This window comes from Pseudomonas sp. PA-5-4B, from assembly GCF_021606215.1.
GTDB lineage: Bacteria > Pseudomonadota > Gammaproteobacteria > Pseudomonadales > Pseudomonadaceae > Aquipseudomonas > Aquipseudomonas edaphica.
On record NZ_WKDB01000019.1, the window covers coordinates 56,560 to 78,911 of the forward strand.

At 60.6% G+C, this 22,352-nt stretch carries 24 protein-coding genes; 9 read left to right on the top strand and 15 right to left on the bottom strand.

Annotation, left to right across the window (positions count from 1 at the left end; translation table 11 throughout):
* Positions 1–16: 16 nt before the first annotated feature.
* From thrC to xerD, 4 genes are all read right to left on the bottom strand, one after another.
* Positions 17–1,426: a threonine synthase gene (gene thrC / locus GIW28_RS11830; RefSeq protein ID WP_186617287.1), complete on the bottom strand. Its 1,410-nt coding sequence runs from the start codon at positions 1,424–1,426 to the stop codon at positions 17–19.
* A 66-nt stretch (positions 1,427–1,492) separates the two neighbouring features.
* A complete protein-coding gene (locus GIW28_RS11835; protein ID WP_017139729.1) occupies positions 1,493–2,797 on the bottom strand; it encodes a homoserine dehydrogenase in 1,305 nt (434 codons plus the stop codon).
* A gap of 129 nt (positions 2,798–2,926) precedes the next feature.
* Positions 2,927–3,658 carry a thioredoxin fold domain-containing protein gene (locus GIW28_RS11840; protein WP_017139728.1) on the bottom strand — a complete coding sequence of 244 codons (732 nt, stop codon included), beginning with the start codon at positions 3,656–3,658 and terminating at the stop codon, positions 2,927–2,929.
* A 140-nt stretch (positions 3,659–3,798) separates the two neighbouring features.
* Entirely contained in the window at positions 3,799–4,695 is an 897-nt protein-coding gene (gene xerD, locus GIW28_RS11845) for a site-specific tyrosine recombinase XerD (RefSeq protein ID WP_099549352.1), read from the bottom strand.
* Positions 4,696–4,802: 107 nt separating this feature from the next.
* On the opposite strand from xerD, the gene GIW28_RS11850 reads away from it, so the two are divergent.
* Entirely contained in the window at positions 4,803–6,611 is a 1,809-nt protein-coding gene (locus GIW28_RS11850; protein WP_099549351.1) for a cation:proton antiporter, read from the top strand.
* 1 nt (position 6,612) lies between these two features.
* Here the strand turns inward: GIW28_RS11850 and GIW28_RS11855 are convergent, their stop codons facing one another.
* The 6 genes from GIW28_RS11855 to ffh all read right to left on the bottom strand — a co-directional run bounded on the left by GIW28_RS11855 (position 6,613) and on the right by ffh (position 10,682).
* On the bottom strand, positions 6,613–7,026 hold the full coding sequence (locus tag GIW28_RS11855) for an acyl-CoA thioesterase (protein WP_016977715.1): 414 nt from the start codon (positions 7,024–7,026) through the stop codon (positions 6,613–6,615).
* 82 nt (positions 7,027–7,108) lie between these two features.
* The gene (gene rplS, locus GIW28_RS11860) at positions 7,109–7,459 is read right to left on the bottom strand and encodes a 50S ribosomal protein L19 (protein ID WP_003175895.1); all 351 of its coding nucleotides are present in this window, start codon (positions 7,457–7,459) and stop codon (positions 7,109–7,111) included.
* Positions 7,460–7,504: 45 nt separating this feature from the next.
* Entirely contained in the window at positions 7,505–8,278 is a 774-nt protein-coding gene (gene trmD, locus GIW28_RS11865) for a tRNA (guanosine(37)-N1)-methyltransferase TrmD (protein ID WP_170875847.1), read from the bottom strand.
* Positions 8,260–8,796 (bottom strand): ribosome maturation factor RimM, encoded by a 537-nt coding sequence (gene rimM, locus GIW28_RS11870; protein WP_003175898.1) that lies wholly within the window; start codon positions 8,794–8,796, stop codon positions 8,260–8,262. Before rimM ends, trmD begins: the two co-directional genes overlap by 19 nt.
* A 5-nt stretch (positions 8,797–8,801) precedes the next feature.
* Entirely contained in the window at positions 8,802–9,053 is a 252-nt protein-coding gene (gene rpsP, locus GIW28_RS11875; RefSeq protein WP_003175899.1) for a 30S ribosomal protein S16, read from the bottom strand.
* Positions 9,054–9,305: 252 nt separating this feature from the next.
* Positions 9,306–10,682 (bottom strand): signal recognition particle protein, encoded by a 1,377-nt coding sequence (gene ffh, locus GIW28_RS11880; RefSeq protein WP_017139724.1) that lies wholly within the window; start codon positions 10,680–10,682, stop codon positions 9,306–9,308.
* A gap of 233 nt (positions 10,683–10,915) precedes the next feature.
* On the opposite strand from ffh, the gene GIW28_RS11885 reads away from it, so the two are divergent.
* From GIW28_RS11885 to GIW28_RS11895, 3 genes are all read left to right on the top strand, one after another.
* Complete coding sequence (locus GIW28_RS11885; RefSeq protein ID WP_017139723.1) at positions 10,916–11,728, top strand: cytochrome C assembly family protein; 813 nt, start codon at positions 10,916–10,918, stop codon at positions 11,726–11,728.
* 12 nt (positions 11,729–11,740) lie between these two features.
* Complete coding sequence (locus GIW28_RS11890; protein WP_099549349.1) at positions 11,741–12,979, top strand: transporter associated domain-containing protein; 1,239 nt, start codon at positions 11,741–11,743, stop codon at positions 12,977–12,979.
* A 296-nt stretch (positions 12,980–13,275) separates the two neighbouring features.
* Positions 13,276–14,586, top strand: coding sequence for an MFS transporter (locus tag GIW28_RS11895; RefSeq protein ID WP_017139721.1), 1,311 nt, complete (start codon positions 13,276–13,278; stop codon positions 14,584–14,586).
* Positions 14,587–14,706: 120 nt separating this feature from the next.
* Here the strand turns inward: GIW28_RS11895 and purT are convergent, their stop codons facing one another.
* The 5 genes from purT to GIW28_RS11920 all read right to left on the bottom strand — a co-directional run bounded on the left by purT (position 14,707) and on the right by GIW28_RS11920 (position 17,964).
* Complete coding sequence (gene purT / locus GIW28_RS11900) at positions 14,707–15,888, bottom strand: formate-dependent phosphoribosylglycinamide formyltransferase (RefSeq protein ID WP_017139720.1); 1,182 nt, start codon at positions 15,886–15,888, stop codon at positions 14,707–14,709.
* Between the two features lie 69 nt (positions 15,889–15,957).
* Positions 15,958–16,425, bottom strand: coding sequence for a VUT family protein (locus tag GIW28_RS11905; protein ID WP_099549347.1), 468 nt, complete (start codon positions 16,423–16,425; stop codon positions 15,958–15,960).
* A 164-nt stretch (positions 16,426–16,589) separates the two neighbouring features.
* Positions 16,590–16,805, bottom strand: a complete 216-nt coding sequence (locus GIW28_RS11910) for a DUF1289 domain-containing protein (protein ID WP_017139718.1) — start codon at positions 16,803–16,805, stop codon at positions 16,590–16,592.
* On the bottom strand, positions 16,802–17,326 hold the full coding sequence (locus tag GIW28_RS11915) for a gamma carbonic anhydrase family protein (RefSeq protein WP_017139717.1): 525 nt from the start codon (positions 17,324–17,326) through the stop codon (positions 16,802–16,804). The genes GIW28_RS11910 and GIW28_RS11915 overlap by 4 nt, the downstream gene beginning before the upstream one ends.
* 35 nt (positions 17,327–17,361) lie before the next feature.
* Positions 17,362–17,964, bottom strand: a complete 603-nt coding sequence (locus GIW28_RS11920; protein WP_017139716.1) for a CoA pyrophosphatase — start codon at positions 17,962–17,964, stop codon at positions 17,362–17,364.
* A 146-nt stretch (positions 17,965–18,110) separates the two neighbouring features.
* On the opposite strand from GIW28_RS11920, the gene GIW28_RS11925 reads away from it, so the two are divergent.
* The 5 genes from GIW28_RS11925 to GIW28_RS11945 all read left to right on the top strand — a co-directional run bounded on the left by GIW28_RS11925 (position 18,111) and on the right by GIW28_RS11945 (position 22,349).
* Positions 18,111–18,659 carry an NUDIX hydrolase gene (locus tag GIW28_RS11925; RefSeq protein ID WP_017139715.1) on the top strand — a complete coding sequence of 183 codons (549 nt, stop codon included), beginning with the start codon at positions 18,111–18,113 and terminating at the stop codon, positions 18,657–18,659.
* 36 nt (positions 18,660–18,695) lie between these two features.
* Positions 18,696–19,199 (top strand): L,D-transpeptidase family protein, encoded by a 504-nt coding sequence (locus GIW28_RS11930; RefSeq protein WP_017139714.1) that lies wholly within the window; start codon positions 18,696–18,698, stop codon positions 19,197–19,199.
* Positions 19,200–19,470: 271 nt separating this feature from the next.
* The gene (locus tag GIW28_RS11935; protein WP_099549346.1) at positions 19,471–20,229 is read left to right on the top strand and encodes a GntR family transcriptional regulator; all 759 of its coding nucleotides are present in this window, start codon (positions 19,471–19,473) and stop codon (positions 20,227–20,229) included.
* Positions 20,230–20,239: 10 nt separating this feature from the next.
* The gene (nagA, locus tag GIW28_RS11940; RefSeq protein ID WP_236445955.1) at positions 20,240–21,346 is read left to right on the top strand and encodes an N-acetylglucosamine-6-phosphate deacetylase; all 1,107 of its coding nucleotides are present in this window, start codon (positions 20,240–20,242) and stop codon (positions 21,344–21,346) included.
* Positions 21,339–22,349: an SIS domain-containing protein gene (locus GIW28_RS11945; protein WP_442963223.1), complete on the top strand. Its 1,011-nt coding sequence runs from the start codon at positions 21,339–21,341 to the stop codon at positions 22,347–22,349. Before nagA ends, GIW28_RS11945 begins: the two co-directional genes overlap by 8 nt.
* Positions 22,350–22,352: the final 3 nt, after the last annotated feature.

Sequence of the window (22,352 nt, forward strand, 5' to 3'; positions counted from 1 at the left end):
CGCAGCCACTGATGAATCAGAGTGGCTTGCCGCGATTGCCATGCTGGCTGACAAACGCCTGCACAGCTTTCAGATCATTGGCCAGCACGGTGCAGCGCTCTTCGCGCTCGAACAGGTCAGCCAGGTGCTGCGGTAACTCCAGCGCCTTGCCAACGCCGGCCTTCTCCACCGCTTCCGGGAATTTTACCGGGTGGGCGGTGCCCAGAATCACCATCGGGATGTCCAGGCTGCGACGGCATTCGCGTGCGGCCTTCACACCGATAGCGGTGTGCGGGTCGAGCAGCTCGCCGGTCTGCGCATAGACTTCGGCGATGGTTTCGCAGGTTTGCGCATCGTCCACGGCCAGGGAGTCGAACAGCTTGCGGGTTTCGGTCCAGCGCTCTTCGTCAACGCTGAAACCGCCACCGCTCTTGAAGGTGTCCATCAAGCCGGCAATGGCTGCGCCGTTGCGACCATGCATGTCGAACAGCAGGCGTTCGAAGTTCGACGAGACCATGATGTCCATCGATGGCGACAGCGTGGCGTGCAGGGTTTCCTTGACGTACTGGTTGCCGCTCATGAAGCGGTGCAGGATGTCGTTGCGGTTGGTGGCGACGATCAACTGGTTGATCGGCAGGCCCATGTTGCGCGCCAGGTAACCGGCGAAGATGTCGCCAAAGTTGCCGGTAGGCACCGAGAACGACACCGAACGCGCCGGGCCGCCCAACTGCAGGGAGGCGTGGAAGTAGTAGACGATCTGGGCCATGATCCGCGCCCAGTTGATCGAGTTCACCGCCACCAAACGCGTACCTTTGAGGAAGCTCTGGTCAGCGAAGCTGTTCTTGACCATTTCCTGGCAGTCATCGAAGTTGCCTTCGATGGCGATGTTGTGGATGTTCTCACCGAAGATGGTGGTCATCTGGCGACGCTGCACCTCCGACACGCGCTTGTGCGGGTGCAGGATGAAGATGTCGACGTTCTCGCAGTGCTTGCAACCTTCGATGGCCGCCGAGCCGGTATCACCGGAGGTGGCACCGATGATCACCACACGCTCGCCGCGTTTTTCCAGCACGTAGTCGAGCAGGCGACCGAGCAGTTGCAGGGCGAAGTCCTTGAACGCCAGGGTCGGGCCGTGGAACAGCTCCAGCACCCACTCATTGCCGTTCAGTTGACGCAGGGGTGCGATGGCGTTGTGGGAAAACACGCCATACGTTTCTTCCAGAATCTTTTTAAAGTCCGCATCAGGAATGCTGCCGGTAACAAACGGGCGCATCACCCGGAACGCCAGTTCGTGGTACGGCAGGCCGGCCCACGAGGCGATCTCTTCCTGAGTGAAACGTGGCAGGTTTTCCGGCACGTACAGGCCGCCGTCAGTGGCAAGGCCGGCGAGCAAAACGTCTTCGAAGTTCAGGGCCGGTGCCTGGCCGCGGGTGCTGATATAACGCATGACTGGCTCCTCTAGAGCATTCTGAACAAGGGCCGCCGAACGTGTGGGGCCCTTGCCGCTAAACGATTAGTTCAGGTGTTCAACACGGATGCGCACCACCGGCCCAACCACGCCCTGCAACGCTTCAAGCGCGGCAATGGCATCGTTGATGTGCTGCTCGAGCACGCGGTGGGTCAGCAGGATCATCGGCACCAGGCCGTCTTGTTCCTCGACTTCCTTCTGCATGATCGACTCGATGTTGATGCCACGCTCCGAGAGGATGCTGGCCACTTGGGCCAACACGCCTGGGTGATCCTTGGCCTGGATGCGCAGGTAGTAAGCGCTTTCACAGGCTTCGATCGGCAGGATCGGGTGGGCCGACAGCGAATCCGGCTGGAAGGCCAGGTGCGGCACGCGGTTTTCCGGGTCGCTGGTCATGGCGCGAACCACGTCTACCAGGTCGGCGATCACCGACGAAGCGGTCGGCTCCATGCCGGCGCCCGCGCCGTAGAACAGGGTGGAGCCGGCGGCGTCACCGTTGACCATCACGGCGTTCATCACGCCATTGACGTTAGCGATCAGGCGGTCAGCCGGGATCAGCGTCGGGTGTACACGCAATTCGATACCGGCCGGGGTGCTGCGCGCCACACCGAGGTGCTTGATGCGGTAGCCCAGGGCTTCGGCGTAGTTCACGTCGGCGGTGGTGAGCTTGGTGATGCCTTCGGTGTAGGCCTTGTCGAACTGCAGCGGAATGCCAAAGGCAATGGACGCCAAAATGGTCAGCTTGTGCGCCGCGTCGATGCCTTCTACGTCGAAGGTCGGGTCGGCTTCGGCGTAACCCAAGGCTTGAGCTTCGGCCAGCACGTCTTCGAAGGTGCGGCCCTTCTCGCGCATTTCGGTGAGGATGAAGTTGCCGGTGCCGTTGATGATGCCGGCCACCCAGTTGATACGGTTGGCAGACAGGCCTTCACGGATCGCCTTGATCACCGGGATGCCACCGGCCACGGCGGCTTCGAACGCGACAATCACACCCTTTTCACGCGCCTTGGCGAAGATCTCGTTGCCGTGTACGGCGATCAGCGCCTTGTTGGCGGTGACCACGTGCTTGCCGTTTTCGATGGCCAGCAGCACCAGCTCGCGGGCCACGGTATAACCGCCAACCAGCTCGATGACGATATCGATTTCAGGGTTGGTGGCCACAGCGAAGACATCGTTGGTAATCGCAATACCGGTCGTTTGGAACTGAGGCTTTGGCGTACGCGTGGCAATTTGCGCCACTTCAATCCCACGCCCTGCACGGCGGGAAATTTCTTCAGCATTACGCTGAAGTACGTTCAAGGTGCCGCCACCGACGGTCCCTAACCCACAGATGCCTACTTTGACCGGTTTCACTGAAGAACTCCCCATGAAACGGCCGACTCAAGGTCGGCCGTGGTAAACAGCCGCACAACTGCGGCTCTCAATTAATGCCCCGTCGACTGTTCGACGGGGCATGATCGTCAAAGGCTCGACGATGACTGCTTACTTCGCACCCAGTGCCAGTTTGGCAACTTGTGGCGCCGGCTGGTAGCCCGGAATCACTTGGCCGTCAGCCAAAACGATGGCCGGTGTACCGTTCACGCCAATCGACTGGCCGAGGGCGAACTGCTTGGAAACCGGGTTGGCACATTTGGCCGCCTTGATTTCCTTGCCATCGACCATTTTGTCCATGGCCGATTTCTTGTCGGCCGAACACCATACGGCTTGCAGTTGCTCGTCACCCGGCGAACCCAGGCCCTGGCGCGGGAACGCGACGTAGCGCACTTCGATACCGGCCTTGTTCAGCGCAGGCACTTCGGCGTGCAGCTTGTGGCAGTACGGGCACGTGGTGTCGGTGAACACGGTAATGTGGGTCTTGGTCTCGCCAATGGCTGGGTAAACCACGGTTTCAGCCACCGGAATGCCGTTGATCAGCTTGGACACGCCCAGGCGCTCGGCCTTCTCGGTCAGGTTGACCGGCTTGCCGTCTTTAAGCTGGAACAGGTAGCCCTGGACGATGTACTGACCATCGGCACTGGCGTACAGCACACGGCTGCCCTTGAGCTTGACTTCATACAGGCCGGCCATGGGGCTGGCGCTGATGCTTTCGATCGGGGTGTCGAGCTTCAGGTCCGCCAAACTCTTGCGAATGGTTTGTTCGGCGGCGTCATCGGCGACAACAAAGGTGGAAACCAACGCAATCGCTGCGGCGGCAATAATCTGGGTCAAGCGCATGGGAACTCCTGAAGGCAGATGCAGGGACGGCTGTGGAACACCGCTTGGAAACGCGGGCAGTGGCCGTCCCCTTTGCTAACCGGCAAAGCCTACCACAGTTGGGCGCCAGGGCAGCCGGTGGCGGGACAAATTGGCGGCTTTCAACCGCGCGGGTGGTGCTTGGCGTGCATCTCCTGCAAGCGTGCGCGTGCCACATGGGTGTAGATCTGGGTTGTGGACAAGTCGCTGTGTCCCAGCAACATTTGCACCACGCGCAAATCCGCGCCGTGGTTGAGCAAATGCGTGGCGAATGCATGGCGCAAGGTATGCGGCGACAGCGCCTTGCCGATCCCGGCGACCTTGGCCTGGTGCTTGATACGGTGCCAGAAGGTCTGGCGAGTCATCTGCTCGCCGCGCAGGCTGGGGAACAGCACATCGCTGGGTCGCCCACCAAGCAGCTCATTGCGGGCGTCACGCATATAGCGCTCCACCCACACAATCGCCTCCTCGCCCATCGGCACCAGCCGCTCCTTGCTGCCTTTGCCCATCACGCGCAACACGCCCTGGCGCAGGTTGACTTGCTCCAGGGTCAGGCTGATCAGCTCGGTCACGCGCAAACCGCAGGCATACAAGACCTCAAGCATGGCGCGGTCGCGCTGGCCGATGGCTTCGCTCAGATCGGGGGCGGCGAGCAAGGCATCGACGTCAGCTTCCGACAAGGATTTAGGCAATGGCCTACCGAGCTGGGGCATGTCGATTTGTAGGGTCGGGTCGACAGCAATCAGCTTTTCCCGCAGCAAATAGCGATAAAACCCACGTACGCCCGAGAGAAATCGCGCCGTGGAACGCGGCTTGTAATTCTGCTCCAGGCGCCAGGCCAGGTGATCGAGGATCAACTCACGACCGGCATTGATCAGTTCAAGGTTTTTGTCCTGCAACCAGCCATTGAACAAAGCCAAGTCGCTGCGATAAGCCTGGCGGGTGTTGTCCGACAGGCCTTTTTCCAGCCACAGGGCGTCGAGGAAGCGGTCGATCAGGGGATGGTCAATGGCGGGCATGGGCACTCAAGCAGCGCAGCACAGGGCTTTGCGCAAATTATTTAGTGAACTGTTACAACGGGCACTAGTCTTTCATAGCCCGCTATTTCAAGGAACAGGAAGCTTCAATGAGCGAACAACAGATTCTGCTGGCATTTGGTGGCATTGGCGTGGCCGCGTTGGCCTGCCAATGGCTGGCATGGCGCCTGAAACTTCCCGCCATTCTGTTTCTGCTGGTCAGCGGAATCCTGGCAGGGCCGGTGCTGGGCTGGCTGAACCCTCAGGAAATGTTCGGTCCGTTGCTGATGCCATTGGTATCCCTGGCCGTGGCACTGATCCTGTTTGAAGGCAGCCTCACGCTGCACCTTTCGGAATGGAAGGAGATCGGCAGCGTCGTGCATCGCCTTGTCACGGTCGGCGCCCTGTCGACATGGGCCGTCATTACCCTGGCTACCCACTGGCTGCTGGGTTTTGACTGGATGCTCGCCCTGCTTTTCGGCACCTTGACGCTGGTGACCGGGCCTACCGTGATTGTGCCCATGTTACGTGTCGTGCGGCCAAAAGCCTCGATCGCCAATATCTTACGCTGGGAAGGCATTGTCATTGACCCGATTGGTGCGTTGCTCGCCGTGGTGGTCTACAGCTTTATCATCGCTCGCGCGTCAGGCGACGGCTTGAGTCACAGCCTGCTGACCTTTGGCGGCGTGATCCTGTGCGGCAGCCTGTTCGGCGTCGCCGGTGGTTGGGTGTTGGGGCAGATCATGCGCCGGCAATGGCTGCCGGAATACCTGCATAACCTGGCTACGCTGGCTGGCGTTCTGGGAATCTTCATCGCCTCCAACGAGGTGATGCATGAGTCCGGCCTGTTGGCCGTGACGCTGATGGGCATGTGGATGGCCAATATGAAGGGCGTTGACGTACGCCACATCCTGCATTTCAAGGAAAACCTCAGCGTCCTGCTGATTTCCGGGTTATTCATTCTGCTGGCCGCGCGCCTGGACCTGAACGCCCTGATTGCCTTGGGGCCGTTCGTACTGATCCTGTTACTGATCATTCAATTTATTGCACGACCTTTGAACGTCGCGCTTTCGACCTTTGGTTCCGGCCTGAACTGGCGTGAACGTGCCCTGCTGTCCTGGATTGCACCACGCGGGATCGTGGCCGCAGCCGTGTCGGCGATTTTCGCCATTCGCCTGGATGAGGCCGGTCATGAAGGCGCACTGTTATTGGTGCCACTGACATTCGCGGTGATTATCGGCACCGTTGTCCTGCAAAGCGCCACGGCCCGCCCGCTGGCACGCCTGCTGAAAGTCGCCGAGCCTGCGCCCAGCGGCTTCCTGATCGTCGGCGCGAACGGCCCGGCGCGCATCCTGGGCAAAGCCTTGCAACAACTGGGCAGCCGAGTGCTGCTGACCGACTCCAGCTGGGAAAACATCCGCGCCAGCCGAATGGAAGGGCTACCCACTTACTTCGGCAACCCGGCATCACAGCATGCCGAATCGCATCTGGATCTGGTCGGCCTCGGGCATTTGCTGGCGCTCTCACCTTCGGGCGAACTGAACACTTTGGCCGCCATGCGCTTTCGCCACGATTTTGGGCATCGTCTGTTCGCCCTGGCCAGCAGCCAGGAAAGCCGTCGCACCGATAAGCACCGGGCCAGCCACGAGCACCGTGGCCATTTGCTGGGCAGCCAACCCCTGAGCTACACCAAACTTGCGAGCCTGCTGGGCCAAGGTGCAGAGCTGTATAGCACCAACCTGACCGAAGGCTTCAGCTGGGAACAGTACCAGGCGCTGCATGGTGACCGCGCGACGCTGCTGTTTGCCCGCGATACCGCAGGCTGGGTACACGTGGTGACCCCGGACAGCAGCTTGAAACCCGTAGCTGGCTGGACCTTGCTGGCCGTGATTCAACCAGAAAACAACACAGCCGAATAAGTCAGTCGGCAAAACCAGGCAATACCGGCACAGGGCGTTTGTCAGCATCAATCGCGACAAAACTGAACACGCCCTGGATCGCCTTTTCACGGCCATCGGCACTCATGCTCTCGACGAATACTTCAACCTCGACCTTGAGGCTGGTGTTACCCACTTTGATTACGCGGCCGATCAACTCGACGATGGAGCCGGCCGGGATCGCGTGGTTGAAGTCGATACGGTCGGTGGACACGGTCACCAGTGGCAAGCGGCAAAAGCGCGTGGCGGTGATGAACGACACTTCATCCATCCACGCCAGCGCAGTGCCGCCGAACAGGGTGTTGTGGTGGTTGGTGGTCGGCGGGAACACGGCTTTGGTCACGTGGGTGACGGACAGGTCGGTGCGGCGCTGGATTTCTTCGAGGCGGGTGGTCATGGGCAAATACCGGTAAACAGACAAATTTCAGGCACAAAAAAGCAGCCCGTAGGCTGCTTTTTTCTGCATCGGGAAGCTGGACTTAAGCCAGTTTTTCCTTGATGCGAGCTGCTTTACCGGACAGGTCACGCAGGTAGTACAGCTTGGCTTTACGTACGTCACCGCGACGCTTAACGGCCATGCTGTCGATTTGCGGGCTGTAGGTCTGGAAAGTACGCTCTACGCCAACACCGTTGGAGATTTTACGAACAGTGAAAGCACTGTTCACACCACGGTTACGCTTGGCAATTACCACGCCTTCGAACGCTTGCAGACGCGAACGGTCGCCTTCCTTCACTTTCACCTGAACGACAATAGTGTCGCCCGGGGCAAAGGTAGGGATCTCTTTGGTCATCTGCTCTGCTTCGAGTGCAAGGATGATTTTGTTAGTCATGCTGTGCTCCTAAGGTAAGTCAATGGACCTACCATCGATACGTTGTTAACTATCGTCCCGCGCGAGGATGTATTCCTCGAGCAGCTTCTTCTCTTCTCCAGAAAGCGAGCGGCTTTCCAGAAGATCGGCGCGTCGTTCATAGGTCCGACCAAGGGACTGCTGTAAACGCCAACGCCGGATGTGTGCGTGATTGCCACTTAGCAATACGTCGGGAACACGCTGATCCGCATACACCTCCGGTCGGGTGTAGTGCGGGCAATCCAGCAAACCATCCGTGAAGGAATCTTCCTCCGCGGAGTCCGCATGCCCTAAAGCTCCAGGCAGCAGTCGTGTAACCGCATCTATCAGGACCATCGCCGGCAGCTCGCCGCCAGACAGGACATAGTCCCCAATCGACCACTCTTCATCGACATGCGCTTCAATAAAACGCTCGTCAATGCCTTCATAGCGACCGGCAATCAGGATTAAGGCCTCCTCATTCGCCAGTTCGCGCACGCCAGCCTGTTTCAGCTGACGGCCTTGAGGGGACAGGTAAATTACCTTCGCCTTCTCCCCGGCTGCTGCCTTGGCCTCGACCAACGCATCTTCCAGGGGCTTGATCTTCATCACCATGCCCGGGCCACCGCCAAATGGGCGATCGTCCACAGTGTGATGTCGATCTGTCGTGTAGTCTCGCGGGTTCCAACAGGTGAGCTGCAACAGCCCCTGTTTCACCGCCCGACTGGTGATGCCGTACTCGCTGATGGCGGAAAACATCTCGGGAAACAAACTGATCACTTCAATGCGCAAATTAGCCACGCTTAGAAGTCCGCGTCCCATTCCACCTTCATCTCGCCCGCGGCCAGGTCGACGGCCAACACGCATTGCTCGGTATAGGGCAACAGGCGTTCGCGATCATCCAGGCTGCCAGCGCAAGGCTTGACCACCATTACATCATTGGCGCCGGTTTCCAGAAGATGATCGATTTTCCCGAGCAATTGCCCCAGTTGATCAATAACCTTCAGACCTTCCAGCTGGTACCAGTAGTACTCGCCGTCGGTCAATTCAGGGAACAGGTTGCGCGGCACGCAGATCTCATAACCGGCCAGAAGACGAGCTTCTTCACGGTCATCAAGACCCTTGAGCTTTGCGACCAGGAACTTATCGCTCCCGCGTCCACTGACCAGCTCGACCTGTTTCACACTACCTTCGCGCTTGAGCGTCCAGGTTTTGTACTGCAACAGGTTTTCAGTCGGATCAGTAAAGGAATACACCTTCACTTCGCCGCGAACGCCATGAACAGAGTAAATCTTGCCGATAACGATCAAATCATCAGCAACAGCTGGCGTCGCGTTCATATTGCTCAGGCTGCGGCCTTAGCCGAGTCCTTCAACAGTTTTGCAACGCGCTCGGATGGCTGTGCGCCAACGCTCAGCCAGTAGGCTACGCGCTCTTGGTTCACGGACAGACGAACTTCTTGACCACGAGCAACAGGGTTGAAGAAACCAACCTGTTCCTTGTGCGAACCGTCGCGCGGGTTGCGGCTGTCGGTTACGGTCAAGTGGTAAAACGGGCGCTTTTTGGAGCCGCCAAGGGCAAGACGGATTGTTAGCATGTGAACATCGTTCCTGTAGTCGGTGCTGCAAATCTAAATGCACAGCGGGCATAGGTGCCCGAAAGGCCGCATATTCTAAGGAATATCCGGACTTTTGCAAATGTCTTTTTCTGGCGCCTATCAGCGTGCCACTCAGATCTGCTATAGAGCCGTCGGTTAAAACGGCGAGTCAGCTCCCGCTAACCGCGGGTTTGCTGGAGATCCCACGTCCCTGTGGGTCGGAGCGCAAGCAAGCTTGCGCTCGAATACTTTTTACATTTTCGGCATGCCGCCGCCGGGCAACATACCGCCCATGCCGCGCATCATCTTGGCCATCCCGCCTTTGGCGGAGAATTTCTTCATCATCTTCTGCATCTGCTTGTGCTGCTTGATCAAGCGACCGATGTCCTGCACCTGGGTGCCGGAGCCCATGGCGATCCGACGTTTGCGCGAACCACTGATCAGCTCAGGGTCGCGGCGCTCGGCCGGGGTCATGGAGTTGATGATGGCTTCCATCTGCTTGAACTGCTTCTCTGCCGCGCCCTGGGCATTGCCCATTTGCGCCAGGTTCACACCGCCGATGTTCGGCAGCTTGTCCATCAGGCCGCCAAGGCCGCCCATGTTCTTCATTTGTTGCAGCTGGTCACGGAAGTCTTCGAGGTCGAAGCCCTTGCCCTTCTTCAGCTTTTTAGCAAGCTTGTCGGCTTTGTCTTTGTCGAGCGTGGCTTCGGCCTGCTCGATCAGGCTGAGCACGTCGCCCATGCCAAGGATGCGCGAGGCGATACGTTCAGGGTGGAACGGCTCGAGCGCATCGCTCTTCTCGCCCATACCGATGAATTTGATCGGCTTGCCGGTGATGGCGCGTACCGACAGCGCGGCACCGCCACGGGCGTCACCGTCGACCTTGGTCAGGATCACGCCGGTGAGCGGCAGTGCATCGCCGAAAGCCTTGGCGGTGTTGGCCGCATCCTGGCCGGTCATGGCGTCGACCACGAACAGCGTCTCGACCGGGTTGATCGCGGCATGCAACGCCTTGATCTCGCCCATCATCTCTTCGTCGATGTGCAGGCGACCGGCGGTATCGACGATGACCACGTCGATGAATTTGAGCTTGGCTTCTTTAATAGCCGCGTTGGCAATGTCGACCGGCTTCTGGCTCAGGTCGGACGGGAAGAAGGTCACACCGACTTCGCCTGCGAGCATTTCCAGCTGCTTGATCGCGGCCGGACGGTAGACGTCAGCCGATACCACCATGACCGACTTCTTCTTGCGCTCTTTAAGGAAGCGCGCCAGCTTGCCGGCGGTGGTGGTTTTACCCGCGCCCTGCAGACCGGCCATCAGCACAACGGCCGGTGGCACGGCGCTGAGGTTCAAGTCTTCGTTGGCTGCGCCCATCAGGCTTTCGAGTTCGGCCTGGACGACCTTCACAAATGCCTGGCCCGGCGTCAGGCTGCGGGACACTTCGGTGCCCACTGCGCGCTCTTTGACCGAGTTGACGAAGTCCTTGACCACAGGCAAGGCCACGTCGGCTTCCAGCAACGCCATGCGCACTTCACGCAGGGTGTCTTTAATATTGTCCTCGGTCAGCTTGGCCTTGCCGGTGACATGGCGCAGCGTCTGCGAGAGACGGTCAGTCAAGTTTTCAAACATGCGCGATCCTTTCAGGCCCTATTCATCGAAATGCAGTGGTGACCGAGGTAATGGCGGCCCAGGCTGTGGTAAATCGCTATTAAAAACAGCGCTCAGCAAGCCTGCGGCGTGGGCAGGTCGCGGATTATAGCGAAGACTGCGCCGCTGCACACGCGCTGTCTGGCCCGGGAGTCTTTCGTGCAGCGCAGGTGTGTGCCAAACTCAGCGCCTTTCGGGCTTGTCTATCAGGATTTATGGTCCCCTTGTCACCCAGTTTGCTACCCAGCCTCGCCGCCGCCCTTTTATATGCCGCTGCGACTCTCTATCAGGGCACTCGTCTGGCCCAAGGCACTAAAGCGGACAAACGTCTGCTGGTGGGCCTGGGCGTCGTCGCCCTGCTGGCTCACGCCGCGAGCCTGTTCACCCACCTGATGACGCCGGTCGGCTTGGGCCTGGACTTTTTCAGCGCCGCCAGCCTGATCGCCGCTGCCGTTATCGCGCTGACCTTGCTGGCCTGCTACCGCATCCCGGTCGAAAACCTGCTGGTGCTGCTATTCCCGCTGGGAATGCTGACCGTGCTGCTGGCGCAATTCACGCCAACAGGCACCGTGCAGGTCATCGACGAAGAGCCGGGCATCCTGGCGCACATCCTGTTGTCGATCCTGGCCTACGGCATGTTCACCATCGCGGTGTTCCAGGCCTTGCTCCTGCTGCTGCAAGATCACCAACTTAAAAACAAGCACCCGTCCGGGCTGATCAAGAACTTCCCGCCGCTGCAAACCATGGAAAGCCTGCTGTTTGGTTTCCTCTGGGCCGGCTGGACGCTGCTGTCGCTGTCGCTGATCTCCGGCTGGCTGTTCGTCGAGAACCTGTTCGCCCAGCACCTGGTGCACAAAACCCTGCTGGCGTGCCTGGCCTGGGTGGTGTTCAGCGTACTGTTGTGGGGGCGTAACCGTCTCGGCTGGCGCGGGCACAAAGCGATCCGCTGGACCCTGGCCGGTTTCTGCCTGCTGATGCTGGCCTACTTCGGCAGCAAGCTGGTTCGCGAATACATCCTGCATATCTGACGGGCAGCAATAATGGACAACTTGCCCCTTGGGCCGATGCTCGCGGTAATCGCCCTGCTGATCTTATGGGCGGCGCTGTTTACCGCCATCGAAGCCGCACAACAACACCTGCTGGCCATACGCCCTGGCACACGCCAAGGCGACAAGGCCGCCGCCCGCCTGAACTTCCCACGTAACAGCCTGATCCTGTGCAACAGCCTGTGCCGGGCGGCCGTGGTGATCCTGTGCACGTTGCTGGCGATTTATGCCTGGGCGCAAAACGGCCCGTGGCTCGGCTGGCTGATCTCCTGCGCCATCCTGCTGATACTTGCCGACTATCTGCCCCGTGCGCTGGCCGTTCGTCACCCCCAAGCCGTGCTGGGCTTCGGTAACACGCTGCTGGGCGTCCCGCTGAAAATCCTTTATCCACTGGCCTGGCTGCTCAACGGCATCAGCCTGTTGCTGTTGCGCCCCTTCGCGCGCAAATCCGGCGTGGTAAAAAAGAGCGACGAGCCGCTGCCCGAGCATGACGACGAACCGGAGCCCGAGGCCAACGACAATCGCACGCCCGGCCTGCCAGGCATCCACGCCCTGGACAACATCACGGTCAACGACATCCTGGTGCCGCGCAGTGAAGTGGATGGCATCAACCTGGATGACTCGGTCGAAGCCATCATCGAGCAACTGCGCACGTCCCAGCGCACGCGCCTGCCGGTGTTTCACAGCGACATCAACCAGGTGCAAGCGGTGCTCAACACTCGCCAGATCCAGCACTTGCTGCCCGACGCCAGCCTGACCAAAGAAGCCTTGCTGGCCGCCTGCCACGAACCCTACTTCGTGCCGGAAAGCACGCCACTGCAATTGCAGCTGCTGAACTTCCATAAACAGCAACGGCGCCTGGGCATGGTGGTGGACGAATACGGCGAAGTGCTGGGCATCGTCACCCTGGAAGATATCCTCGAAGAAATCGTCGGCGAATTCGAAAGCGACCAGGCGGTGGATAACCCGCACATCGAAGCCCAAGCCGATGGCCGCTACATCATCGACGGCGCCGCCTCGATCCGCGAACTGAACAAAAGCCTGGGCTGGCACTTGCCCAGTGACGGCCCCAAGACCCTCAATGGCCTGGTTACCGAGGCGCTCGAGACTATTCCCGACTGCGCGGTGTGCCTGAAAATCGGCCGCTACCGCCTGGAAATCCTCGAGACCGAGGACAACCGCGTGAGCAAGGTGCTGATCTGGCATACCAGCCGCGTGCCGGTAGCTGCATAACTTCCCCTGACACCACTCGATCCAATGTGGGAGCTGGCCCACACCAAAGCCAGCATTATCAGCGTGCCAACGCCCCCCTTGTTGGATCTACAAACCCCTTTCTATAATCGGCTCGGCTTACCCAAGCCCCGCCCGACCGCGTGCTACCCGCACTCAGCGCGTCCAGGCACCGCCTTTTCCGTGTCTGACCGGTGTTTGCTCCCATCCCGAGCCGCTCCGCCTACGCCCCAGATCCATGGGTGTTCGACCAATAATAATCCGCGTCCAAACGCGCAATGACCGTCAGGGATACCGCCATGAGCACCACCTACAACGAGGCCGCACCCGCCGCCCCGCTCAACTCGACCGCACGGGTTGCCACTGCCAGCATCGTCGGCACTGCCATCGAGTTCTACGATTTCTATATCTACGCCACCGCTGCGGCACTGGTGATTGGCCCGGTGTTCTTCCCACAGACCTCCGGCACCGCGCAGATGCTGGCGTCGTTCCTGACCTTCGGTATCGCCTTTATTGCCCGCCCGCTGGGCTCGGCGCTGTTCGGCCACTTCGGCGACCGTATCGGGCGCAAATCTACCCTCGTCGCCTCGCTGCTGCTGATGGGCGTGTGTACCACGCTGATTGGCTTGCTGCCGGGCTATGACAGCATTGGCGCCTGGGCACCGATTCTTCTCTGTGTGTTGCGCTTTGGCCAAGGCCTGGGCCTTGGCGGCGAATGGGGCGGCGCGGCGCTGCTGGCCACCGAGAACGCCCCCAAGGGCAAGCGCGCCTGGTTCGGCATGTTCCCGCAACTGGGTCCGTCAATTGGTTTTCTGGCAGCCAATGGCCTGTTCCTGATCCTGGCCATGAGCCTCAACGACGAGCAGTTCCGCAGCTGGGGCTGGCGCATCCCGTTCATCCTCAGCGCAGCGCTGGTGATGGTCGGCCTGTATGCGCGGCTCAAGCTGCACGAAACGCCGGTATTCGCCAACGCCGTGGCCAAAGAGGCGCCGGTGAAAGTGCCATTGGTAGAACTGTTCAGCCAGCATTGGCTGCCGGTGCTGCTGGGCGCCGCGTCGATGGTGGTGTGCTATGCGCTGTTTTACATCACCACCGCGTTTTCCCTGAGCTACGGGGTTTCGACCTTGGGCTACAGCCGTGAGATGTTCCTCGGTTTACTGTGCTTTGCGGTGCTGTTCATGGGGCTGGCCACGCCGCTGGCAGCCTTGGCCAGCGACCGCTACGGGCGCAAGCCGGTGCTGATCGTCGGCGCGGTGCTGGCGATTTTGTCGGGTTTCACCATGGAGCCGCTGCTGACCCACGGTTCAACCTGGGCGGTGGCGTTGTTCCTGGCGCTGGAACTGTTCCTGATGGGCATCACGTTTGCCCCGATGGGCGCGATGCTGCCGGAACTGTTCCCGACCCGCGTGCGTTATACCGGCGCTTCGGCGGCGTATAACCTCGGTGGAATTGTCGGCGCGTCGGCCGCACCGTTTTTCGCAACCAAGCTGGTGGCGATGGGTGGGCTGAGTTATGTCGGCGGGTATGTGTCGGCGGCAGCGTTGCTCAGCTTGATTGCTGTGCTGTGCCTGAAAGAGACGCGGGATAATGATTTGAACAAGGTCGCCTGAAGCCGATCGTTCCCACGCTCCGCGTGGGAATGCCTCTTGTGACGCTCCGCGTCACGCTTTGGGACGCAGAGCGTCCCGGGCTGCATTCCCACGCAGAGCGTGGGAACGATCGGGTTGGGTTTACAGCTCTACAACAACAGCCTTCGAAGCACGGGTCGCTTTAGCTCGGGCAGCCTCAATCGACTCATCCCGCGCCAACGCCACACCCATGCGGCGCTGGCCGTTCACTTCCGGCTTGCCAAACAGACGCAACGCCGTGTCCGGTTCGCTCAAGGCAGCGCCGAGGTTGGCGAACGCTGTCTGAGTCGACTGCCCTTCCACCAGGATCACCGCCGAAGCCGAAGGCCCGAACTGGCGGATCAACGGAATCGGCAAGCCCAGGATGGCACGCGCGTGCAGCGCAAACTGCGACAGGTCCTGGGAAATCAGGGTCACCAGACCGGTGTCATGCGGGCGTGGCGAGACTTCGCTGAACCACACCTGATCGCCCTTGATGAACAACTCCACGCCAAACAGGCCGCGGCCACCCAGCGCCTCGGTCACGGCTTTGGCTACACGCTCGGATTCAGCCAGGGCAATCGGGCTCATGGCTTGCGGCTGCCAGGATTCCTGATAATCACCCTTCTCCTGACGGTGCCCCACTGGCGCACAGAAGGTGGTGCCACCGATGTGACGCACGGTCAGCAGGGTGATTTCGTAGTCGAAGTCGATAAAACCTTCGATGATCACGCGGCCTTTGCCGGCACGCCCGCCTTCCTGGGCGTAATCCCAGGCTTTTTGTACATCATCGGCGCTGCGCAGCAGGCTCTGGCCCTTGCCCGACGAACTCATCACCGGTTTGACCACACACGGGAAGCCCAGGTCTTGCACGGCCTTGCTGTAGTCTTCGAAGGTGTCGGCGAAGTGGTACGGCGAAGTCGGCAGGTCAAGCTCTTCAGCGGCCAGACGACGGATGCCTTCACGGTTCATGGTCAGCGACGTGGCACGCGCGGTCGGGATCACGGTAAAGCCTTCGGCTTCCAGTTCCACCAGCGTTGCAGTGGCGATGGCTTCGATTTCCGGCACGATGAAGTGCGGCTTTTCGGCCTCGATCACGGCACGCAGGGCGGCGCCGTCGAGCATGTTGATCACGTGGCTGCGGTGCGCAACCTGCATGGCCGGCGCGTTGGCGTAGCGATCCACGGCAATCACTTCAACGCCCAGGCGTTGCAGTTCGATTACCACTTCCTTGCCCAGCTCACCGCAGCCACACAGCAAAACGCGGGTCGCGGTTGGCGACAATGGAGTTCCGATTCGGGTCATCTCAGGTCCTCAGGGGAGCGGATCATGGGGAGAAAGGCCGGCATTTTACATGAACTGTAAAAAATGGCCTCAGTTGGCGACAGCCCGTTTGCGCATACGCCAGGCCATGATCAGCCACACCACCGTGACCCCGGCAAATTTGGACACCAGCGCGGTGCCGGCCACTGCCGGTGTGAGCGCGCCGATCAAGCCGAAGAAGATAAACGTATCGATGGGAATGCTCAGCGCCGAACTTATCCACAGGCGGTCGTGCAGCGGGCGCTTGGTGATGCTGAACACCAGCCAGTCGATGCATTCGGACACCGCAAACGCCGTGGCGCTGGCCAGCGCGATGGACGGGTCAGAGGTGATATACGACAGCACCAGCGCTGCCAGCATGGCGATGATTGCGCCATGGCCGAAGCGGGTTTGCACCATGTCACGCAGGATAAACACCAGGCCACCCCAGGCGGACCAGATGACATCCAGGTGCGGGGCGGTGGAGAAAGCGAAGTTGATCAGCACGACGCTGCTGATGTAGGCGATCAGGAAGAGCATGGGGGAGGACCTGTGGGCAAGGGGCACAGGGTACTTCACATTTTGAAATATGTCGTCTGGGCGGGCCTCATCGCAGGCAAGCCAGCTCCCACATTTGAATTGTGAATACCTTCAAATGTGGGAGCTGGCTTGTCGGGCCGCCGCATCGCTGCGATAGCGGTCGCTCAGGTGCCAGATTTACCAGGCATCATCCACACCAACCCACTTGCCTTCGCCCGCTCATGGCACAACCCCAGCACCACCCGGCGCTCGGCATTGTCCATGCGGCTCCAGCGCGTAATCTCATCCACGGTGCGCTGGCAGCCGGTACAAATATCGTCATCGTCCAGCGCACAAATACTCACGCACGGCGAGGCGACGGGGCGTTCAACCGGGTTCATTCTTCCTGCTCAACCAGGTCACGCGCATACCGCTGCGCGTTATGCACATAGTGCGCGGCGCTGGCTTCGAGCATGCGCTTTTGCGCCTCGGTCAGCTCACGTACCACCTTGCCCGGCGACCCCATCACCAGCGAGCCATCGGGGATTTCCTTGCCTTCGCCAATCAGCGAGTTGGCGCCGATGATGCAATGTTTGCCGATCCTGGCGCCATTGAGGATCACCGCGTTGATGCCGATCAGGCTGTAGTCGTCAACGGTGCAGCCGTGCAGCATGGCGTTATGGCCGATGGTCACGCCGGTACCCAGGGTCAGCGGGTAGCCCATGTCGGTGTGCATCACGCTGCCGTCCTGCACATTGCTGTTCTTGCCGATCAGGATCAGCTCATTATCGCCACGCAACACCGCGTTGAACCAGACGTTGGCGCCCTCTTCCAGCTTGACCTTGCCGACCAGCGTGGCATTCGGCGCCACCCAGCTGTGCGGGTGCGTCTCGACGCGGGCGTCGCCCAGGCGGTATTTCATGGTGTGTCCTCACGGCTGGCCATTCAAGCGATGGCTTAGATATTGATAAAGCTTTTAGGCGGCTGGTGCAGGCTGATCTGGGCGTCGTCATAGAGCAGGTTGATCAGCTCGACGATCATGATTGCCGTCAACCCCCAGATCTTGTATTCGCCAAATCGGTAGCTGGGCACATACCAACTGCGGCCCTGGTAATCGATGCGGTGGGTGTGTTCGCGCGGGTCCTGGCGGAAAAACTCCAGCGGCACGCTGAACACGGCGGCGATCTCGGCATCGTTGGCCAGGTATTCGACGTAATCTGGGATCACACCGACGTAAGGCGTTACACGAATGCCATGCAGGGAAATCAACGGGCTTAACGGGCCGACCACTTCCACCAGACCGGGCGGCAGACCGATTTCCTCTTCGGCTTCGCGCAGTGCGGTAAAAATCAGGTCCGGGTCTTCGGGGTCGCGCCGCCCGCCAGGAAACGCCACTTCGCCACCGTGGGTCGACAGACCGCTGGCGCGCAGGGTCAGGATCAGCTCGGGTTCGTCGCTGCGGGTGATCGGCACCAACACGGCGGCCTCGGGGAAACGCCCGTCAGTTTCCAAGGTGTGGGGGGTGTGATTGGTTACCCGGCGAAGTAGCTCGTCCAGCATGAGTCATCTCGGTCTGTTGGCTACCTTGTATCATGCACCAAAGCAGGCAGGCGCCCAACCCCAAAACCACCGGCGTGTCGCTAAACGACAACTTGCAGCGCCCTGCCCGCCACGCCAAGATAGACGCACTTTCCAGGAACCCCAGCATGAATTTCTGCAGCCAGTGCGGTAAACCGGTTACCCAACGCATTCCCGAAGGCGACGGCCGCCTGCGCTACGTGTGTGATCACTGCTCGACCATTCATTACCAGAACCCCAATATCGTCGCCGGCACCGTGCCGGTGTGGGGCGACAAAGTGCTGCTGTGCCGCCGCGCCATCGAACCGCGCCTGGGTTACTGGACCCTGCCCGCAGGCTTTATGGAAAACGGCGAAACCGTAGAGCAGGCCGCCGCCCGCGAAACCCTGGAAGAAGCCTGCGCCCGCGTGCGCAACCTGAGCATCTATACCCTGATCGATGTACCGCACATCAGCCAGGTGCATATCTTCTACCGCGCCGAACTGGTCGACCTGGACTTCGCCGCAGGCCCCGAGAGCCTTGAAGTGAAGCTGTTTGATGAGGCCGACATCCCTTGGTCCGAGCTGGCTTTCCGCACGGTCGGGCGTACCTTAGAATGCTTCTTCGCTGACCGCAGGCAACAGCTGTTCCCGGTGCGCAGCGAGTCGGTGCCGCCGATGACGCGGCCGGCCAAATAACTCCAGGCAGCACCTTTTACAAGGGAAACCGTTTTAATGCGTTGGTTGCTCGCTCTGATCTGCCTGTCGTTCGCTAGCCTGTCTTCGGCCTCCACGGTGGAAACCCTCGGCGGCAAACCGGTCGAGAAAATCCTGGTGCTCAAGTCCGCCCATCAGTTGCAATTGATCAACGACGGCAAACCGCTCAAGAGCTACCGCATCTCGCTCGGTAAAAACCCCAAGGGCACCAAACTGATGGAAGGCGACCGCCGCACGCCAGAGGGCTTCTACTGGATCGACTGGCGCAAGACCAGCGACCGCTTCAACCTGGCCATGCACATCTCCTACCCCAATATCAGTGACTCGGCCCGCGCGCGCCGCGAAGGCGTGAAACCGGGCAGCATGATCATGATCCACGGCACGCCCGACACCGAGGAATACCCGGAACAGTGGTTTCACACCCTGGACTGGACCGACGGTTGCATCGGCATGCGCAACGTGGACATGCGCGAAGTCTGGAACCTGGTCAAAGACGGCACCCTGATCGAGATTCGTCCGTAATCGCCTACCGTTTGTAAAATAACTCAAAAATAATTAAAAAAAATCCCTGCCCATGGCAGCGCCTGCCGGTGAATACCAGTTCACTGCGCGGGCTGCGCAATTCTGCGCGCACTCAAGACCTCTCTAATACCACTTGATACCAGGCACCCTTAATGTGCGCTGAAACAGGCTTCCGCACTGTTTTCGCTGCATTGACATGGTATTTAAGTGGTATTAATTTCCGGCCAATACCGGGCGACAACATTCCAATAACGCATCGGAAACCTGACAGATGAATCCCATACTGGCGCTGCGCCCCGACGACAAACAGTCCACGCCGCTGTACCTGCAATTGGCCCGCAAGCTCGAAGCGGCGATCCATGCCGGCGAGTGGAAATCCGAACAGGCGTTGCCGTCGGAACGGGTCCTGAGTGAGCAACTGAGCATTTCCCGCGTCACCGCGCGCAAAGCCCTGGAAGTGCTGTTTGCCCAAGGCTTGATTCGCCGTAGCCAGGGTTCCGGGACCTTTATCACCCCGCGTCTGGAGCAGCCGCTGTCGCGCCTGTCGGGGTTCAGCGAGATGTTGCGCCTCAAGGGCTTTGTGCCCACGTCCCAGTGGCTTGAGCGCGACATCACCCCGCCGACCCACGAAGAACTGATCCGCCTGGGCCTGTCGCCGACCGACAAAGTGGCGCGGCTCAAACGCCTGCGTAAGGCTGACGACACCGTAATGGCAATTGAAATGACCGCCATGCCCGCCTCCGTGCTGCCAAACCCGCAAGCCATCGGCAATTCGCTGTACGAATACCTGGAAAGCATCGGCAAACCGGTGGTGCGCGCACTGCAACATATCCAGGCGATCAATGCCTCCGATGAGTTCGCCAAGCTGGTCGGCATCGCCCCCGGCACCGCCATGCTGCTGATGACCCGAGTCGGCTACACCGCCGACAACACGCCGATTGAAATCACCGACACCTACTGCCGCAACGACTACTACGACTTCGTCGCAGAGCTGCGCCGCAATGACTACTCCGCTGAACTGCGGGTTTAGAGAACTGCCCATGTCCGAAGACAACATCCTCACGCCCGGCGGCTGGATTCGCGGCCGCCTGGTGCACGAACACGGCAAGGTGGTCGCCATCGACGGCACGCCGTGCGACCCGAACGACAATGACCTGCCCTACGTGCTGCCAGGCTTTATTGACCTGCACGTTCACGGCGGTGGCGGCAAAGACATCATGGAAGGCACCGACGCCTTCGAGACCATCACCCGCACCCACGTGCGCTTTGGTACGACCTCGCTGCTGGCTACCACCATGACCGCACCGGTGGATGAAATTTCCCGCGTGCTCGGCGAACTCGGCACGTTCTGCGAGCAGCGCCCTACAGGCAGCGCACGGGTTCTTGGCGTACACCTGGAAGGCCCCTACATCAATCCGGGAAAACTCGGCGCGCAGCCCAACTTTGCCCACACCGCGTTGATGGCCGAAGTGGAAGCCTACCTGCGCCTGGCGCCGATCCGGGTGATCACCATTGCCCCGGAAATCGCCGGCCACGATGCCTTGATCCGCGCCCTCAGCGAACGCGGCGTGCGCATGCAAATCGGCCACACCCTGGGCAGCTACGAAGAAGGCGTCGCTGCCCTCGCCGCCGGCGCCACCAGCTTCACGCATTTGTATAACGCCATGAGCCCGCTGCATCACCGCGAACCCGGCATCGTCGGCGCCGCGTTGGCCCACGCCAAGTACGCCGAATTGATCCCGGATTTGCTGCATGTACACCCCGGCGCCATGCGCGTGGCGCTGCGCTCGATCCCGTGCCTGTACTGCGTCACCGATTCCACCGCCGCCGCCGGCATGCCCGACGGCGAATACAAGCTGGGCAGCCACACCGTCACCAAATGCCTGGGCGGCGTGCGCCTGGCCGACGGCACCTTGGCTGGCAGCACCCTGACCATGGATCAGGCACTGCGCAACCTGGTGAAAATCGGCCTGCCGATCAGCGAAGCCTCACAACGCCTGTCGCAATTTCCTGCGGACTATTTGGGCCTGGAAGAACGCGGGCGCCTGCAACCGGGCAGCTTTGCCGACTGCGTGCGCATGGACCGCTCCCTGACACTCACCGACGTAATGGTCGAAGGAGAAACCATTGACTTCAAAAATGCTTGAAGAGGCCCTGGCCTCCTGTGACGCCGTGGAGGCCCAACTGCAGCGCCTCAACCCGATACTGGAGGAAGTGGCCGGGCGCCTGCGCCGCCAGCCGCCGCAAGTGGCGATGACCATCGCCCGTGGCAGTTCAGACCATGCCGCCAGCTACTTCGCCTACCTGGCCATGCAGCATGTGGGTATTCCGGTGGCGTCGTTGCCAATGTCGGTGGTGACCTTGCTGCAAGCGCCGTTAAAGGTCAGCGGCCAAGTGGCGTTCGGTTTCTCCCAGTCGGGGCAAAGCCCGGATTTGGTCAACAGCCTGCGCCTGCTGCGCAAACGCGGGGTCTTGAGCATTTCGATGGTCAACGCCGAAGACTCACCACTGGAAGCCGCGTGTGAATTCCATGTGCCACTGTGTGCCGGGCCGGAGCAGAGTGTCGCAGCGACCAAAAGCTTTATCGCCACTTTAAGCGCCAGCGCGCAGTTGATCGGCCACTGGAACCAGGACCTGTTGCTGCTGCAAGCCTGCCAGGCCTTGCCCGACGGCTTGCGCGAAGCCGCCACCCAGGACTGGACGCCAGCCATCGAAGCCCTGCGCAGCAGCCAACGCCTGATTGTAATTGGCCGTGGCGCCGGTTTTGCCATCGCCCAGGAAGCCGCGCTCAAGCTCAAGGAAACCTCGGCGATCCAGGCCGAAGCCTTCAGCAGCGCCGAAGTGCGCCACGGGCCGATGGCCTTGATCGATGAAAACTACCCACTGCTGGTGTTCGCCCCACGCGGCGCCGAGCAAGCCGGGCTGTTGAGCCTGGCCGCCGATATGCGTCAACGCGGCGCCCGCGTCTTGTTGGCCGCGCCGGACGATATCGTTGAACGCGACCTGACCCTGAGCCGCGCCGAACACCCGAGCCTGGACCCGATCCTGGCGATCCAAAGCTTCTACGTGATGGCCGCAGGCCTGGCGGAGGCCCGCGGCATGGACCCGGACCAGCCGCGCCACCTGAGCAAAGTTACCCGCACTCACTGAGTC